At 59.2% G+C, this 15,319-nt stretch carries 12 protein-coding genes; 2 read left to right on the forward strand and 10 right to left on the reverse strand.

What is annotated here, in order from left to right:
• Positions 1 to 5 precede the first annotated feature (5 nt).
• On the reverse strand, positions 6 to 416 hold the full coding sequence (locus CKROP_RS07415; protein ID WP_041628875.1) for an HAD family hydrolase: 411 nt from the start codon (positions 414 to 416) through the stop codon (positions 6 to 8).
• Positions 417 to 593: 177 nt separating this feature from the next.
• Here CKROP_RS07415 and CKROP_RS07420 point away from each other — a divergent pair, with 177 nt between their 5' ends.
• Positions 594 to 1,214 (forward strand): hypothetical protein, encoded by a 621-nt coding sequence (locus CKROP_RS07420; protein ID WP_148209665.1) that lies wholly within the window; start codon positions 594 to 596, stop codon positions 1,212 to 1,214.
• On the opposite strand, the gene secA is transcribed toward CKROP_RS07420, so the two are convergent.
• From secA to mtrA, 6 genes are all read right to left on the reverse strand, one after another.
• Positions 1,215 to 3,950, reverse strand: a complete 2,736-nt coding sequence (gene secA, locus CKROP_RS07425; RefSeq protein WP_012732116.1) for a preprotein translocase subunit SecA — start codon at positions 3,948 to 3,950, stop codon at positions 1,215 to 1,217.
• A gap of 308 nt (positions 3,951 to 4,258) precedes the next feature.
• Positions 4,259 to 4,954 carry a ribosome hibernation-promoting factor, HPF/YfiA family gene (gene hpf / locus CKROP_RS07430; RefSeq protein WP_012732117.1) on the reverse strand — a complete coding sequence of 232 codons (696 nt, stop codon included), beginning with the start codon at positions 4,952 to 4,954 and terminating at the stop codon, positions 4,259 to 4,261.
• A gap of 243 nt (positions 4,955 to 5,197) precedes the next feature.
• Positions 5,198 to 5,938 (reverse strand): ComF family protein, encoded by a 741-nt coding sequence (locus CKROP_RS07435; RefSeq protein ID WP_052292397.1) that lies wholly within the window; start codon positions 5,936 to 5,938, stop codon positions 5,198 to 5,200.
• Between the two features lie 58 nt (positions 5,939 to 5,996).
• Positions 5,997 to 7,883: an MtrAB system accessory lipoprotein LpqB gene (gene lpqB / locus CKROP_RS07440; protein WP_041628877.1), complete on the reverse strand. Its 1,887-nt coding sequence runs from the start codon at positions 7,881 to 7,883 to the stop codon at positions 5,997 to 5,999.
• On the reverse strand, positions 7,880 to 10,327 hold the full coding sequence (mtrB, locus tag CKROP_RS07445) for an MtrAB system histidine kinase MtrB (protein WP_012732120.1): 2,448 nt from the start codon (positions 10,325 to 10,327) through the stop codon (positions 7,880 to 7,882). The genes lpqB and mtrB overlap by 4 nt, the downstream gene beginning before the upstream one ends.
• Complete coding sequence (gene mtrA / locus CKROP_RS07450; protein WP_041629492.1) at positions 10,320 to 10,994, reverse strand: MtrAB system response regulator MtrA; 675 nt, start codon at positions 10,992 to 10,994, stop codon at positions 10,320 to 10,322. The genes mtrB and mtrA overlap by 8 nt, the downstream gene beginning before the upstream one ends.
• A gap of 97 nt (positions 10,995 to 11,091) precedes the next feature.
• Between mtrA and CKROP_RS07455 the strand changes: the two genes are divergently transcribed.
• Positions 11,092 to 13,254, forward strand: coding sequence for a 6-carboxyhexanoate--CoA ligase (locus CKROP_RS07455; RefSeq protein WP_012732122.1), 2,163 nt, complete (start codon positions 11,092 to 11,094; stop codon positions 13,252 to 13,254).
• Between the two features lie 23 nt (positions 13,255 to 13,277).
• On the opposite strand, the gene CKROP_RS07460 is transcribed toward CKROP_RS07455, so the two are convergent.
• From CKROP_RS07460 to CKROP_RS07470, 3 genes are all read right to left on the reverse strand, one after another.
• Positions 13,278 to 13,937, reverse strand: coding sequence for a dTMP kinase (locus CKROP_RS07460; protein WP_012732123.1), 660 nt, complete (start codon positions 13,935 to 13,937; stop codon positions 13,278 to 13,280).
• A gap of 75 nt (positions 13,938 to 14,012) precedes the next feature.
• Positions 14,013 to 14,846, reverse strand: coding sequence for a 5'-methylthioadenosine/S-adenosylhomocysteine nucleosidase (gene mtnN, locus CKROP_RS10760; protein ID WP_012732124.1), 834 nt, complete (start codon positions 14,844 to 14,846; stop codon positions 14,013 to 14,015).
• Entirely contained in the window at positions 14,843 to 15,310 is a 468-nt protein-coding gene (locus CKROP_RS07470; protein ID WP_012732125.1) for an S-ribosylhomocysteine lyase, read from the reverse strand. Before CKROP_RS07470 ends, mtnN begins: the two co-directional genes overlap by 4 nt.
• Between the last annotated feature and the right edge of the window lie 9 nt (positions 15,311 to 15,319).

Below are 15,319 nucleotides of genomic sequence, written 5' to 3' on the forward strand. Positions count from 1 at the left end.
CCAACCTAGAAGTCACCATCCAGACCGAACAAGCCGGTTACCTGCACAACCGTGCGATCAAACTGCTGGTAGAGCACTCCGACCATGCCGGATTCCACAGCCCCCTTGACATTTTCGATCGAATCATCCACCAGAACACAATCGTTCAGTGGGAGTTCGATGGCGTCGGCGGCTGCCTGGAATACTTCCTCCGACGGCTTATCCGCCCCAACTTCGCCGGACAGAACGACGGCGTCGACGGTGCCAGAGCGCTCCCACTCGCGGATGGGATCTGCTTGGGGTCCGCCGGGATCATTCGACAAAATAGCGGTGGCCACGCCATTTGCTTTTGCTGCTTGGAGCAGGGCGCGCCACCGGTCCGCGTCCTCCTCGGACACGTCTAAAACGCCACAATAATCCACAATCAAACCTCTCATGTCGCACTATCGTAACCGAACTTCGGGTTCGATGCCCTGTCTCAGTGTGGGCGTGGCATATATAGCTGTGGCAGCGGTGATCTGGCCTGGCGATGTGGCCGGGCACGGCTTATACGGCGCCGGAGGGAACCATGTGCGCATTTTTACGTCAAACCAACTATGAGCACCGCAACCACCATGAACTCAGCAACGGAAGAAGCGATAGCAACCCGATCAAATGTCATAGTCCCTTCTCCCGCCCGACGTTTCACTGAACCGGACTGGCTAAAACCCATCCCCGGATTCACCTTGTTGCATCACGTCACTAGTCACACGACCCTGGACAACGGCAACCACACCAGCGGGTACGCGGACACCACCGAATTCAGTAAAAATCCCCCGACACAACCTGCTCTACTCAGCCCGACGCCATCCGAAAACGATTACTCATCGATTCCGATGGCAACCCCCACGGCCGTCATCCGAAGACTCGTCACCATCGCGCTAGAGACCGCGAGCGGCCACCGGCCACCATCCAAATTATCCCCCGACGATTTCGCCCCCGTTGTTCGGCAATCGCTCACGACGCTGTTCCGACTGAGCAGTAGCCCCCACGCACCCATCGTGGCTGGGCGGCTCATCATGGTTCACTGCTCGATGAATGAGGCCGAAGGAGAACGCCCCCGCTTCGTTGAATTCTGCGGAACGTGGCACGCACGACTCCCCCGGTCACACCAGCCAGGACGGGTGCGAATACTGGCTGGCAAAGCGGCGAAAACCCGGACGTCCTACCGAATAACGACGCTCCGGTTCATGTGACTACCGAGCGTGGCGTCCGCTCTTGCGCTGGGCCCGAGCAGCCGCGCGACGCTCACGGCGGTTCTTCGGCTGAGCCTCCGCATCGCCCTCGTTCACTGCCGACGCTGAACCGGTCTCATCCGGCCCAGAGTAGCTCATCTGCACTTCCTGGCGCTCACCCGCGAAGTCCGTCGCATCGACTTCACCGTCCCCATTAACGTCGGCATTTTGCTGCATCTTGTTGGCTTCGATCTGCTGGCGAACCATGAACAGCTGCCGGACGGCCTCTTCCTTAATGCCGTCCTCCATCTTGCGGAACATGTCGCCACCCTCGCGCTGGTACTCCACGAGGGGATCGCGCTGAGCCATCGCGCGCAAGCCAATACCTTCTTTGAGGTAATCCATCTCGTAGAGGTGTTCGCGCCACTTCTGGTCCACGACGTTCAACAGGGTGTAGCGCTCCAGGTTACGCATCTGCTCGTCGCCACCGATGGCCTCAACGACCTTCTCAAGGTCCTCGTACTGGGCCAACGCGTCATCAATTAATGCCCGACGCAGATCCTCGACAGGAAGCTCCCCGGCCGGACCGTATTCCGACGAATCGATGAGGGACTGCCAGCTCATCGTCGGCCCATAGAGGCTCTCCAGGGCGTTCCACAATGCACCCAGGTCCCAATCCTCGACGTACCCGTCGGCGGTCTCCGCATAGACGTACGCGGAAATGGTGTCGTCGATCATGGCGCGAACTTGGTCGCGCAAGTCTAGGCCCTCGAGAATCTGACGACGCTCTGCGTAGATGACTTTACGCTGGGAGTTCATGACTTCGTCGTACTTCAAGACGTTCTTGCGCATCTCGAAGTTCTGACTTTCGACCTGCGTCTGCGCACTCTTGATGGCGTTGGTCACCATCTTCGCCTCAATCGGGACATCGTCCGGCACGTTGAGGCGGTTCATCATGGCTTCCATCGACGGCCCGACGAAGCGCGTCATCAGTTCGTCGCGCATCGACAGGTAGAACCGCGTTTCACCAGGGTCACCCTGCCGTGCACAACGACCACGCAACTGGTTATCAATACGCCGGGACTCGTGACGCTCCGTGCCTAGCACGTAGAGGCCACCGGCTTCGCAGACCTCTTTCGCTTCCTTCTTCGAAGCATCGCGAACGCGGGCGATCTCCTCATCCCACGCCTGCTCGTACTCTTCGGGGGTCTCCACCGGATCGAGCCGACGCTGACGCAGGTTAATATCCGCGATAATGTCCGGGTTACCACCGAGCACGATGTCCGTACCACGGCCAGCCATGTTCGTAGCGACGGTGACCGCGCCCAAGCGACCGGCCTGCGCCACAACTTGCGCTTCTTCCTCGTGGTGCTTCGCGTTCAGCACGCTGTGCCGCACACCCTTCGACTGCAGCAGATGCGACAAGTACTCGGAGCGCTCAACCGACGTCGTACCGACCAGCACCGGCTGCCCCTTCTGCACGCGCTCTTCGATGTCGTCGGCCACAGCGCGGAACTTCGCTTCCTGCGTCTTGTACACCAGGTCGCTCTTGTCGATACGCTGGTTCGGCCGGTTGGTCGGAATCTGGTTCACGTCGAGCTTGTAGATCTGGTGCAGCTCAGACGCCTCCGTCTCCGCGGTACCGGTCATGCCGGCCAGTTTGTCGTACAAGCGGAAGTAATTCTGCAGCGTAATCGTCGCCAAGGTCTGGTTTTCTGCCTGGATCTCTACACCTTCTTTGGCCTCAATGGCCTGGTGCATACCTTCGTTATAGCGGCGACCTGACAACACACGGCCGGTGAACTCGTCGACAATAAGGACCTCGCCATTGCGGACAATGTAGTCCTTATCGCGAACAAAAAGCTCCTTCGCCTTAATTGCGTTGTTCAAATACCCAACTAATTGCGAATTCTGTGGTGCGTACAAGTTATCGATGCCCAGCTGATCCTCGACCAACTCGACACCTTCCTCACGAATGCCGACGGTCCGCTTACGCTCGTCCACTTCGTAGTGAATATCGCGACTCATCCGGGGCACAATCCGTGCGAAAGCCGTGTACCACTCCGACGTTCCCTCCGCGGGACCGGAAATAATCAGCGGGGTACGTGCTTCGTCGATAAGAATGGAGTCAACCTCATCGACAATGGCGTAATGGTGACCACGCTGCACCAACTCATCCAAGGAGTGGGCCATATTGTCACGCAGGTAGTCGAAGCCGAACTCGTTGTTCGTGCCATAGGTAATGTCCGCATTGTAGGCCTGGCGGCGTTCCTCCGGGGTCATGCCGGAAAGAATGACATCAACTTTAAGACCTAAGAAACGGTGAACACGGCCCATCCACTCCGAGTCACGTTTGGCCAAATAGTCATTCACCGTCACGACGTGCGCGCCTTTACCCTCCAGGGCATTGAGGTATGCGGGAAGCACGCAGGTCAAGGTCTTACCTTCACCGGTTTTCATCTCGGCAACGGAACCGAAGTGTAAGGAGGCAGCGCCCATCACTTGCACGGGGAAGTGCTTTTGTCCCAAAACTCGCCATGACGCTTCACGAGCGGTGGCGAAGGCCTCCAAGAGCAGGTCGTTGACCGTTTCGCCATCCTTCAGGCGCTGTTTGAATTCATCGGTCTTCGCGGCCAATTCCGCGTCACTCAACGCTGCATAATCATCTTCAAGGGCGATGACGCGGTCTGAGATGTTTTTCAGCCTTTTGACGGCGCGTCCTTCGCCAACACGGAGGATCGAGGAGAGTCCAAGCACAGGGAATGGTCCTTTAACAACTGTCGATTATGGATGGATAATGCTACCAGCGAGTGTATGCCCCACCAGGTGAGCATAGATAACACGGGCAGTCTACTCGGTTGGCAGTATACGGTGTTGACCACTAACGGGTGAACCACGCCAATTTTTCTGGCGACTTATCCCGACGTATCGGCCACCTTAACTGTGGCCAGACATGAGAAAACCGGCCCCACGTGGGAGCCGGAATAAGCGCTTTGCCAACGCTGCACAGCAGTCTGTACAGCAATAATGCTACCGCCGTGCAGCGTTTCCGCTACGCAGAGGCGTTACTTGTCTGCGCCGGCAGATTCTGCCGCAGCCTCTTCCTCAGAGCCGAGGGTAATCAGACCGTAGTCAAAAGCGTGACGACGGTACACAACCGACGGCTTGTTGTTTTCCTTATTCACGAACAGGAAGAAGTCGTGCCCAACCAATTCCATCTCGCTGAGTGCTTCGTCGACACTAATCGGTGTCGACGGGTGAGTCTTGCGACGAACAATCTTGCCCGGCTCGAAGTCCGCTGCGTAGGGATCAACGTCGTACTTGCCAGGCTGCTCTGTCTTCTGCTCATCCTTGGCGTCTTGCACCAGTTGGGCCGTCGCCTCGCCCACGGAGATCGGTGTGCGGTGGCCGGAACGGCTAATCTGCCGGCGCACTTTCACCTTCCGGAGGCTACGTTCCATGCGGCCAATTGCGCTTTCCAATGCCGCATAGAAGCTATCTTCCTTTGCTTCCGCCCGAGCGATATGACCTTTGCCAGACGCCGTGATCTGAATGCGATCAGCACGGTCAGCGCGGCGCGGGTTAGGTTCATGCAGCAGCTCGACGTGGAAGGAGGTCAACGTAGGATCCAGGCGTTCAATTTTGGCCAATTTCGCGTTAACCCTATCGGCGAAGTGATCGGGAATGTCAACGTTACGGCCAGTGAGGTGTACCTGGGCTTGTGGTGTGACAGCCTCATCTTTCTCAGCAGGTGTGGTCACGAGCTCTACCTCCAACACTAGGGGCGCCAGTGTCGCACGGACTGAATCGCAATAGCCTTATAGGGCTTCTATCCAGCTCTTTTCCTGCGGCACTGTGTATGGCGCCGGTTCCACGGCAACCCAATGGTTGCCTTCAAGGACACTTTCAAGACTACCTGGACGAACTCAGGTTCGGGGGTGGGGGTACCCACAATCACGGCCTTGAGGAGCACTAAACGGACATTATCAAGGGGGTTTAGTGGGCTACGCGCTACACAACGCTACCCCCGTCACCGGATGCCACCCGTGCGCGCGAAGGACGAGGACCGATTCCGCGCATGTCGATCCGGTTGTGACCACATCATCGACGAGGATCACCTGGGGCGAATGAGTACCCATCTGCCCCATGTTTGCCCGCGTATTCCTGGTGTGCCGCTCCCACTCACGCTTGTCGACGGCGACTGCACCGGACAGATTCTCCCTCCGCGCGGCGGCGGAGAGCCCTACTTGGTCTCGCTTAGTTCCTCTGCTCCGCAACACGGGGGCGACGGTGATATCGCCGCATATTCCCTGGGCGGTGTCCTGGCACCATCGCGTCACGAGGTCGCCTCCGCGTTGGCGCGACGCACGACGGGTCGTCGGTGCAGGAATAAGTACCCACGGCACCACGTGAGGATCGGGCAGGTACCCGTTAGCCCACAGCCACCGGAATGTGCCCACCATCAGCGCACCACACACGTCACGAGCATCGCGTCGGCCGCGTTCCTTCGCGCCCAAGAGCACCTGGCGGTGCACGCCTCCGTACGACCCGCTCACCACGATGGGGATACCGGGGTCCAGGCGTGGCGTCGTGAAGAAGGGAGGATCCTGCTGGCACAGGCGCTCGCACCGAATGCACAGCCCCGACGGTTCTCCCGGCACCGTGGGGTGCCCGCATCCCGGACAATCCGCGGGCAGGAGGAGGTCCATTGTTGCGCGAGCGACCGAGCCAATCGTCCACTGCACTGGCATCATCCCCCCCGTCGCATAGTGCCTGCGTTGTGCCGCGTTGTACCCGATCGCCTTACCTAGAGACGATCGGCTGCGCGCGAATGCCTTGCAGTCCCGGCACTTCACGCCAGTTCTGCGTCGCCGTATCCGACGAATTGTTCCGTTCCAGTTGCAGCACCGACCGCGAATCGGTGATGTAGAGCTCGTTGCGCGTGGACGCCACGGCCGACACCGGGGCCTGCACGTTATTCGAGGTCAACCTGGTTGCATCGGAGCCGTCGGGTTGAACACTCCATATCGGCGCGTCCTGCGACTGCGTGCCAATTAAGAGCGAACCATCTGGTTGCCAATCTAAGCTCGTCGCGGTGTCGCCCACAAAAACCTCACCCAGCTCGCGAGGAGACATGATGCGGCTCTTACCGCCCTCACCCGGCGCGATGATCGCCGTGAACACGCGGCCGCCGATGATCATGGCCGCCCGAACGCCGTCGTTGGCCACGCGGAATTCACTGATTTTGTGGTCGTTATTCTCGTCGTCGTTGCGGAGTTGGGCTCGGAGAGCGTCGTTATCCACGATGTATTCATTCTTGACGCTCCCGGACCCGGATTTGCTGTCCGTCCCGGTTTGGTATTCGACGCGGTGGATTTCTTTGCCATCGGCGACGGTCCAGGCCACTGTGCCGTCTTCTGACCACGACGGTCGGGTGAGCGTTCGACCGCGCACAATAGGTTGCGCCGCCCCATCGGCTTCCTCCAGGCTATTCCGGGTGTCGGCGTCGGTATCCATCACGTGCCCGATGCGCAAAACACTACTGTCGCTGCCTGACTGGCCACGTCCTTCGTCATCATCCGCGGTGTTGTCGCGTTCCACGACTGCAGCTAGACCACCATTCGGCGTAATCCCGGCAGAGAGGATCTTGCCGTCACGCCCGAATGGGCCACGATCACCAGTGGCACCCGAAGCCGAGATCGTCTCGAGACTTCCGTCCGCAACGGCGTGAAGGGTGTTCATCTCCGGCGGTTCGGGGTTGAGGTCTGAAACGTCGGACGCACTCAGCGACTTGTGCGCCTGGTCGAGCAGGGGCGCTCCATCTGCCATGAGGGTAAACGGTCCGCGCACATCGGCGTGAATGAGCGTCCACACTACTTGCCCGGCGATCTTTTGGCGATCGTCGCTACTGACTTGCGACAGCCCCTTGATATCGACGGTAGACCCGCCGACTTTGTCGCTCTTCGCGGTGATCGACGTTCCCGCAGGTAGAGCGGTGCCAATGCCGGGCGCGAGTTCCTGGCGCGGCCCACTGGCAAGGAGTGACATGAGGCTCGACTCAATCGTGTCCTGCTGGGAATAGATCCACCGTCGGTCGGATACCAAGTATCGCCCGGTGTGGTCCAAGAAGTACACCGAGTAGGCCCGATAGGTCTGTTCGAAGTCGACGCTCTGCAGGATGATGCCCTCAGGTACCGACGAGATCCTCCATTCCCCATTCACCTTCTTTAGTTTGAATTGTGAACGGTAGGAGCCGCTCCGTGGGGTGAACGTTCCCCCATCGCCCAGGACGCCAATTGTGGAGCCCGACACATCGAATGTCGCTTCATCATCCAGCGGTTGACCCGACGAATTAATGTTGAGCTGCTGGACGATGAACGCGTCATTGCCGTCTTTCCATGCATCTGACGACTTGCTGGTCAGGAACGCGCGAGCAGCCTTGTGACTGTGCGAAGGGTGAGCCGAGGCGGAGAAAAAGCCGCGGAGCACTTCGTCGGGGGCGTCGCCCTTTTGGGGCCCGGGAACAGTTGTCCCCGACTCCCCCGGCGCGTAGGAATGGATAGCTTTCGGATCACTATGGCTGGGCAAGGTGGCACACGCTGACAATGACGAGGCTACCCCGAGGCAGAGTGCAGTGCTGACGGCGACCACACGGCCGCGTCGAGACGAGGGCCACGGTTTGTTCATCATTGGTCCTCCTCAGCATCGGTGTGAGCGATTTCTGTATGGGGGTCAGCATTGCCGGGCGTATCAACGGGCAGCGATCCAGATGGTTCGGGATCGAAGTCGTCCATTTCGGCGGCCGCGCGGAGTTCTTCTTCGCTGATTTCCTCTAACTCCGTACCGTAATAATCATCCTCAGCAGGATAATCATTCCCACGGCCGTCGGCACCTGCACTATCGACGGCTTTCTCGCTGGTGGCAGCACTATTTTCGACGTCATGACCGGTGGCTGAGTCGGCAGCGGATCCGGAGTGTACCGTCGGCCACTCTTCATTCGGGGCGATTTCGCCTGAGATTACTTCATCGAGGGTTGCCGGCGGTTGCGCCGATTCGGCTGATGGTGCGCTCTCAGTTGCCGACGCGCTGACCTGACTCGGCTGATCTATTTCCGAGTTTTCTGCATGAGCGTTCTGTGTGGATCCGCTCAAAGAAGGTTCCGCCGACGGGCCAAATAACGCCTGTTGGCCATCCGATGACACTCCGCGTTCATCGGCCACACCAGAGTCGCCCGTACCAGAACCAAACGCGCTAGCATCACTCAACTTGCCACCAACGTAAGCATCGCCGCCAGCATGAACATCATCACCAGCTGGAACGTCACCGGCACTAACCTCGTCGCCGTCGGTTGGTTCAGTGACAGCGTGGTCCACAGCGCCATACGTCTTCACAACCAACTCCGGATAGGACGCTAATGCTGAGTCGGCCTTCTCCCCCACCGCGAGGTCCAAGGCAGCGTCATTCGCCGTCACGGGGACGTCGGGATCGATCGGAAGTGTCAGGCGGAAACAAGAGCCGACCTTAATCTCACCGATCGCGTCGAGCTTGCCGCCATGCAACGCAGCGTTCTCGCGGGCAATGGCCAGGCCCAGCCCGGTGCCCCCACGGTGGCGCACACGGGAGGGATCAGCGCGCCAAAAGCGGTTGAACACAAGGTCTTCTTCACGCGCTTTCAGCCCGACACCGTGGTCCAACACGATGATCGACACCGCCCGATCATTGCGTCGAACAGCGATATCGACGGGCTTCCCCTCGGCATGGTCCAGCGCGTTCTCAATGAGGTTGCGGAAAATACGTTGGACCCGTCGAGTATCAATGGGCATAAACAGCGGCTCGCTGGGCACATGGAAGCGAACAAGGACGTTGAGTTTCTTCGCCAATTGGACGTTCAACAGCCACGCATCATGCAACGCACCCAGCAAATCGACCTGCTCGAGCGACAACTCCTCAACGCCGGAATCGTGGCGGGAAATATCCAACAGGTCGCTGAGCAGCCCCTCGAAACGCCCCAATTCTTTATTCATCAACGACGACGCACGACGCATCACGGGGTCAAGGTTGTCGGCGTTGTCTTCGATGATGTCCGCCGCCATCCGAACCGTCGTCAAGGGTGATCTCAGCTCGTGAGACACATCCGACGTGAACTGTTTTTGCAGGTCACCATACTCTTCGAGCTGCTTAATCTGCTTCGATAACGAGTCTGCCATGGAGTTAAAACTCGTTGCCAGGCGCGCCATCTCGTCGCGACCATTCACCGCCATGCGCTCACTCAAGTGCCCTTGAGAAAACCTTTCAGCCGTGCGGCTGGCCGTGCGCACAGGGGTCGTGACCTGCTGCGCGAAGGTCCAGACGATGCCGACCAGCACAACAAGAAGAATGATCCCACCACTGGATATCAGCCCGCGCATCAGCGCCAAGGTGGATTCGTCGTTATCCATCGGCAAAATCAGATACAGCTCCAGGCCCTGCACATCAGAGGACACAGGCGAACCAATGATAAGGGCTTTATACCGACTGCCATCGGGGTGTCGCAGCGTATCGAACTGATACGCCACTTGATTGTCGTGAATAAAATTCCTGAGGCTTTTTGGGATCTGGGCGTTGTCAGGCGAAACGACGTCCTCACCATTGATATCGGGTGCGATCAGCACCGGCTCATAAGCCGAGTTGACCGGGCCTGATGACGAATCCGACGCGTCGGATCCACCACCGCGCTCGGTCAGGGCAGTCCTGGCCGCGTTGATACGAACCTGAATCGAGTTCGAGGTGTCCGACGCGTCGATCTGCTGCTCGACAGCACGCCGGGCCCTATCGATGCCATCTTGAGCGGCCTCCACTTTGGCTTGGGTAAGCCGGGTCGTCATAAAAGAAATGAGCGTGAAACCCAAGACGAATAGAACGATGGCTGACGCAATAAACATCCGCCCCACGGTTTTCACTTGGGCGGATGTCTGCCACTTGTCTGCTATTCGGCGCCAAAAACGCCGTATGCTTAGTGGCCAGCGGCTGTGGCCATCTGAGTCGTTATCACGCAGCGAGGGGCGGACAAGTGCACTAAGCCCCTCTTGATTGTTCGGATCAAAGAGGGGATGACGTAATCGTCCCGGCCGGGACTCTGGATTTCCGCTACTCACCGATCTTGTAACCCACTCCTCGGACGGCCTGGATCAGCTTCGGATTCTTGTGATCCTTCTCGACCTTGATCCGCAAGCGGTTGATATGAACATTCAACACACGGGTGTCCGTGGGCTGCTTGTATCCCCACACTTCCCGCAGCAGTTCCTCACGCGTGAGCACTTGCTTCGGCCGGCTAGCCAACTGGGTAAGCAGATCGAACTCGATAGGGGTAAGCGGAATTTCCTTCCCATCGCGCTTCACGATGTGCCCCGGAACGTCGATAACCAAATCGCCGACGTGGATGGTGTCCCCCGTGGCCTGCTCACGACGCCGCAACTGCGCACGAACGCGCGCCACCAGTTCTTTCGGCTTAAACGGCTTATTGATGTAATCATCCGCGCCGGACTCCAAGCCCAAGACAACGTCGACAGTGTCGGTGCGAGCACTCAACATCACGATGGGCACCCCTGACGTCTTCCGAATAGCCCGGCACACGTCGACCCCGTTCATGCTCGGCAGCATGACGTCGAGCAAAATGAGATCAGGATCCTCGTTGGATGCGGCGGTCACGGCCTCTGCACCATCACCCACCACGACCGTATCGAACCCTTCACCTTGAAGGACGATCATGAGCATTTCCGCAATGGCCGGGTCATCGTCGACAACGAGGATTTTTGTCTTCATATTTGTATATTCTGGCATATGGCTGAGACACAGTCGCAGCAACTTACGATAGCTCCGGGTATTACCCTTCATCAGATCCTGATAAAAGGAGTGTACGGTGCGGTTTAGCATCAAAATGCGGGCGAGCGCGCGGGTCTCGTCATCTCCCAGCACCAGCGACGGTTCATCCGGTGATCACACTGAATCACGTGATCGTGCTGATCGGCATATTTCTGGCGCGGAACGCATCGTGTCTGCGTCGGACATCATGCAGACAGTGACCGAATTAGAGCACCGAGCCTGGACGCACTCGAATGGGCAACCCGACGATGTTGTGGTCAGTGTCCACCGCGTCGATGAGGACGAAATCACACATATTCCCGCCCTCACCCGGGAGACGCGCCATACACACACTGTCGACGACGCCCACCGCACGATCACGGAGATCCTTCGCGACGCGGGAATTCGGACCGCGGAGCACGCGCTTAAGGCGCTGACGCGTATCCGGGGGATGCGTGGCGCAATGCTCCTTGACGCCGATACCGGCGAGCGTCGGGATACGAAAGATATCCGCGGAGTTCGAGTGACGGCATTGGATAATGACATGGCGACGGGGGCCGACGCTGCCGAAGAAATGTCGTCCTCAGCGGCGACGAAGCCATATTACTGTGAGGCACTGACGCTCGCGTCGAAAGTCCAGTACCACCCCGCCGTGTGCGCGGAGCTGTGCATTTCTGACGACCCCGATTACACGACCGGATATGTGAGTACATCGGGGCGCTACGTGCGGATTGAGAACATCAAACCAATGGGCAGTCCCCAAGGCGGGCGCGTGTTCCTTGTCCGGGGAACTGACGACGAGATTGCTGACTGCATCAACTACCTGGAAAACACTGCAGTCATTGTGCACGGAATTCCGTGGCCACCACAGGACAATCACTCGGCACACCGCGATGAACCCGACGCATTCGGTGCTATTCCTGCAACCGACATCGCAACTGACCTCACGACGTTCGCCGAACAATCCCTCACCGCCTGGGAAAACAAGGGTTTGCGACGCTACCCGCTGGAGTTCTCGTCGGCACCTATGCCCCGCACGACTGTGGCCGGGTCCGACACACTACTGTTCTCGTCCAGCAACTATTTGGGGCTCAGTGAACATCCCGATGTGATCGCGGCCGCGACTGAGGCACTCAAACACTACGGTGCCGGAACTGGCGGTAGCCGCCTGACCACCGGAAACTTCACCATCCACACCAGTACGGAACGAACCCTGGCCGAGTTCACCGGGTACGACGACGCGGTCCTGTTCGGCACCGGGTATCAAGCAAACGGGGCTGCTCTGGCCACCCTGGCTACTAATATTCCTGAGGCCCCCAGCACCGCCCCCGCCAACACACCCGGAATGACCATTTTCTCCGACGAGCTCAACCACGCGAGCCTGATCGATGGCATCCGAATGGCGACCCGGGGAAACGCGGCGGTACGCATTTACCCGCACAAGGACACGGAGCACCTCGAGAACGCACTCGCCCAGTGCGCAAGCCCCCGGAAACTCATCGTGTCGGACGGCGTGTTTTCCATGAACGGCGACATCGCCCCGCTCCCCAGCATTATGCGGCTGGCACGGGCTCATGGTTCATGGGTTCTTATCGACGATGCGCATGGCACGGGAACGCTAGGTCGGACTGGTCGCGGCATCGTCGAGTATTGGAGCGACGCTCGACGCCAGGATGCTGGCGCGGACAGCTCGCCCGGCGAGGAATTGCCAAATGACTCTGACCTGCAGCCGGATCTACTGGTCGTCACCGCGTCCAAGGCCCTCGGATCAGAGGGCGCGGCTGTGTGCTGTTCCACCCCCGTGGCTGAGTTCTTGCGAAACCGGGCGCGCGGCTACGTGTTTTCCACGTCCTCAGCGCCGGCCTCGGTGGCGGCGACACAAGTCGCCGTCGCGACAATTCTGCGCGAACCCGAGCGTGTTCACAGGCTGCAGGATAATTCCCTCTACCTGCGCAATCAGCTCCGAGAACACGGCATCCCACTGGTCGATGGGACCAGCAACAGCACCCCCATCATCCCGATTTTTATTGGCGACGAAGCCGACGCCGTCCGCATTTCCCAAGGGCTATCCGACCGCGGATTCCACGTCCCCGGGATTCGGTATCCCACGGTCGCTCGCGGGCAAGCGATTCTCCGCGTGACGACGATGGCGACCCACACGCGTGACGATCTTGACCACTTGGTCGATGCGCTACGCGACCTGATGCCTCACTCAGCGTGACGTTTTCATGGCGTTGAGCGCTGTCACGCATGTCGCAAGATGGCCTCGACAACCTCAGTGGCCTGTCGGGTGACTTCACCAGGCTCGACAACAACCCACGGAGACTGCCACTGATCGCGCGCTAACGCTTCATACGCTGCAGCCGTCCGCTGTTGCAGATCGCTATCCTTCTCAAACGCGTCGCGAGCGCGGGACGCGTCCTCGCCCTCGCGGGCCACAGCTCGCTCAGAAGCCAAGCGCGGTGGCGTCGATAAGAAAACGTGGAGATCCGGAACCGGAATACCTAGGCGCTCGAACTCGAGCTCAGCAATCCACGACACAGTGGGATTATCCTGCGACGGCGATTGACCATCCCACCCGGACCGCGCTGCAGTGTACGCGGCATTGGATGCAACGAAACGGTCGATGAGCACGAAATATCCGTCTTCCGACAGCTCCGCGATGTCATCGGCGATCTCCGCGCGGTCAAGGGCGAACAGGGTGGCCATTCCGCATGCCGAATCGACGACATCCCCCATCCCCCCATACAGCGCAGACCGGGCCAACTGCGCATGAACAGAATCGTTATAGCGGGGAAAAGACACCAGCGCGACGGGCTTTTCCCTCTCCACCAACTCTTTTTCTATGGCCGTGACCAAGGTGTTCTTGCCCGCACCGTCGATGCCCTCACACGCAACAATCATGCACCGAGCCTACCGCGAGGCCCGGACATGATCGGCAGTGAGGGCGATGCAAGTTCCGGACGCAGAAGCGCAGCCCTACACCCGACCAAGAATGTCGAGCGCAGCAGTAGCCGCCTGCTCGGACGAATTATCAACCTCATCGAGGTGCACGGACGTCTCCGACTCCCCAATGACGTCGGTCACGGACCGCACCGAAATAAACGGCGTCTCGTGAAGAACCGCCGTCTGCGCAAGAGCCGAAGATTCCATATCGACGACGGACGCGTCCGGGAAAATCTCCCGAATCGCGGCAGCCTCGGGTATGCCGACGAAGCGATCCACGCTGACGAAACCCAGCGCTTTCGCACCGAACGCATCTGCGGCGGCCAGCAGGTCGCGGTCGCCCGGGTAGCCCGCGGTAAGACCGGGGACCTGACCGCGCTCATAGCCGAACGCTGTGAGGTCAAAGTCACCCGGGACAACTTTCTCGCTCACCACGACGTCGCCGATCGAAGCACGACCGGGCACAACGCCCGCTGTGCCGATGGACATCACGCAACCGATCTCACCAGGTTGCGCCGGCTGGGTCGATGTGCAATCCGAATTTCCGTCACTCGTGGCTCCACCGTTACCAGTTCCGTCGCTCACAACGGATGGCCCTAAACACAGCCCAACAGTGGCGGCGTGCGCCGCGTTCACCAACCCGATACCGCTCAGAAGCAGCAGGATAGTCTTACCACCATGACGGCCGACAACGGCGTCGTGAATACCGGGAAACTGGACGCTACGTGCGTCGCCCAAACGTGCTTTGAGCGGCTCGAATTCCTCCGGCATCGCTGCAATAAGCAGGGCTACGGATGAATCAGATTCGCCATAGGTACGCCCCGGGCGTGGAACGTCGGACATGACCGATGGTTCGTCACCGCTCACGCGAAAACCTGATTCCACTCATCGCTGTGGGCATCAAAGTCCGCCAGCTCTTTCTTGGCGCCGTCGAGATCGTGATGTTCCGCCCAACCGCACGACTTAATTCCCGCGCCGGGCACGGAATCCCACTTCTCAATATCCGCAATGGCCTTCTTGACAGCGTCGGCAACTTCATCCCAGGTGGGACCGTCGGCAGTTGTGTCTACGGTCAGGTAAAAACCGGTCTGGCACCCCATCGGGCCAAAGTCGATGACTCCCTTTAAGTGGTCGCGGAGTGCCTCGGCCATGCTGTGCTCGATCGCGTGCATTGTTGACATCTCGATATGAGACTTGTTCGGCTGGCGGAACCGCAGGTCGTATTTGACGATCGTGTGGCCATCGGCGATCTCGTAATCGGATGCGCGCCGGATATAGGGCGCGGCTACCTTCGTGTGGTCTAGTTCAAAGCTTTCAACGTTCTTTGGCACAGTGTTCAC

This window comes from Corynebacterium kroppenstedtii DSM 44385, from assembly GCF_000023145.1.
GTDB classification, from domain to species: Bacteria; Actinomycetota; Actinomycetes; order Mycobacteriales; family Mycobacteriaceae; genus Corynebacterium; species Corynebacterium kroppenstedtii.

Coding starts and splice junctions, on each gene's coding strand:
- CKROP_RS07415 (WP_041628875.1), bottom strand. CDS start 416: ATGAGAGGTTTGATTGTGGATTATTGTGGCGTTTTAGACGTGTCCGAG.
- CKROP_RS07420 (WP_148209665.1), top strand. CDS start 594: ATGAACTCAGCAACGGAAGAAGCGATAGCAACCCGATCAAATGTCATA.
- lpqB (WP_041628877.1), bottom strand. CDS start 7,883: ATGATGAACAAACCGTGGCCCTCGTCTCGACGCGGCCGTGTGGTCGCC.
- mtrA (WP_041629492.1), bottom strand. CDS start 10,994: ATGAAGACAAAAATCCTCGTTGTCGACGATGACCCGGCCATTGCGGAA.
- CKROP_RS07460 (WP_012732123.1), bottom strand. CDS start 13,937: ATGATTGTTGCGTGTGAGGGCATCGACGGTGCGGGCAAGAACACCTTG.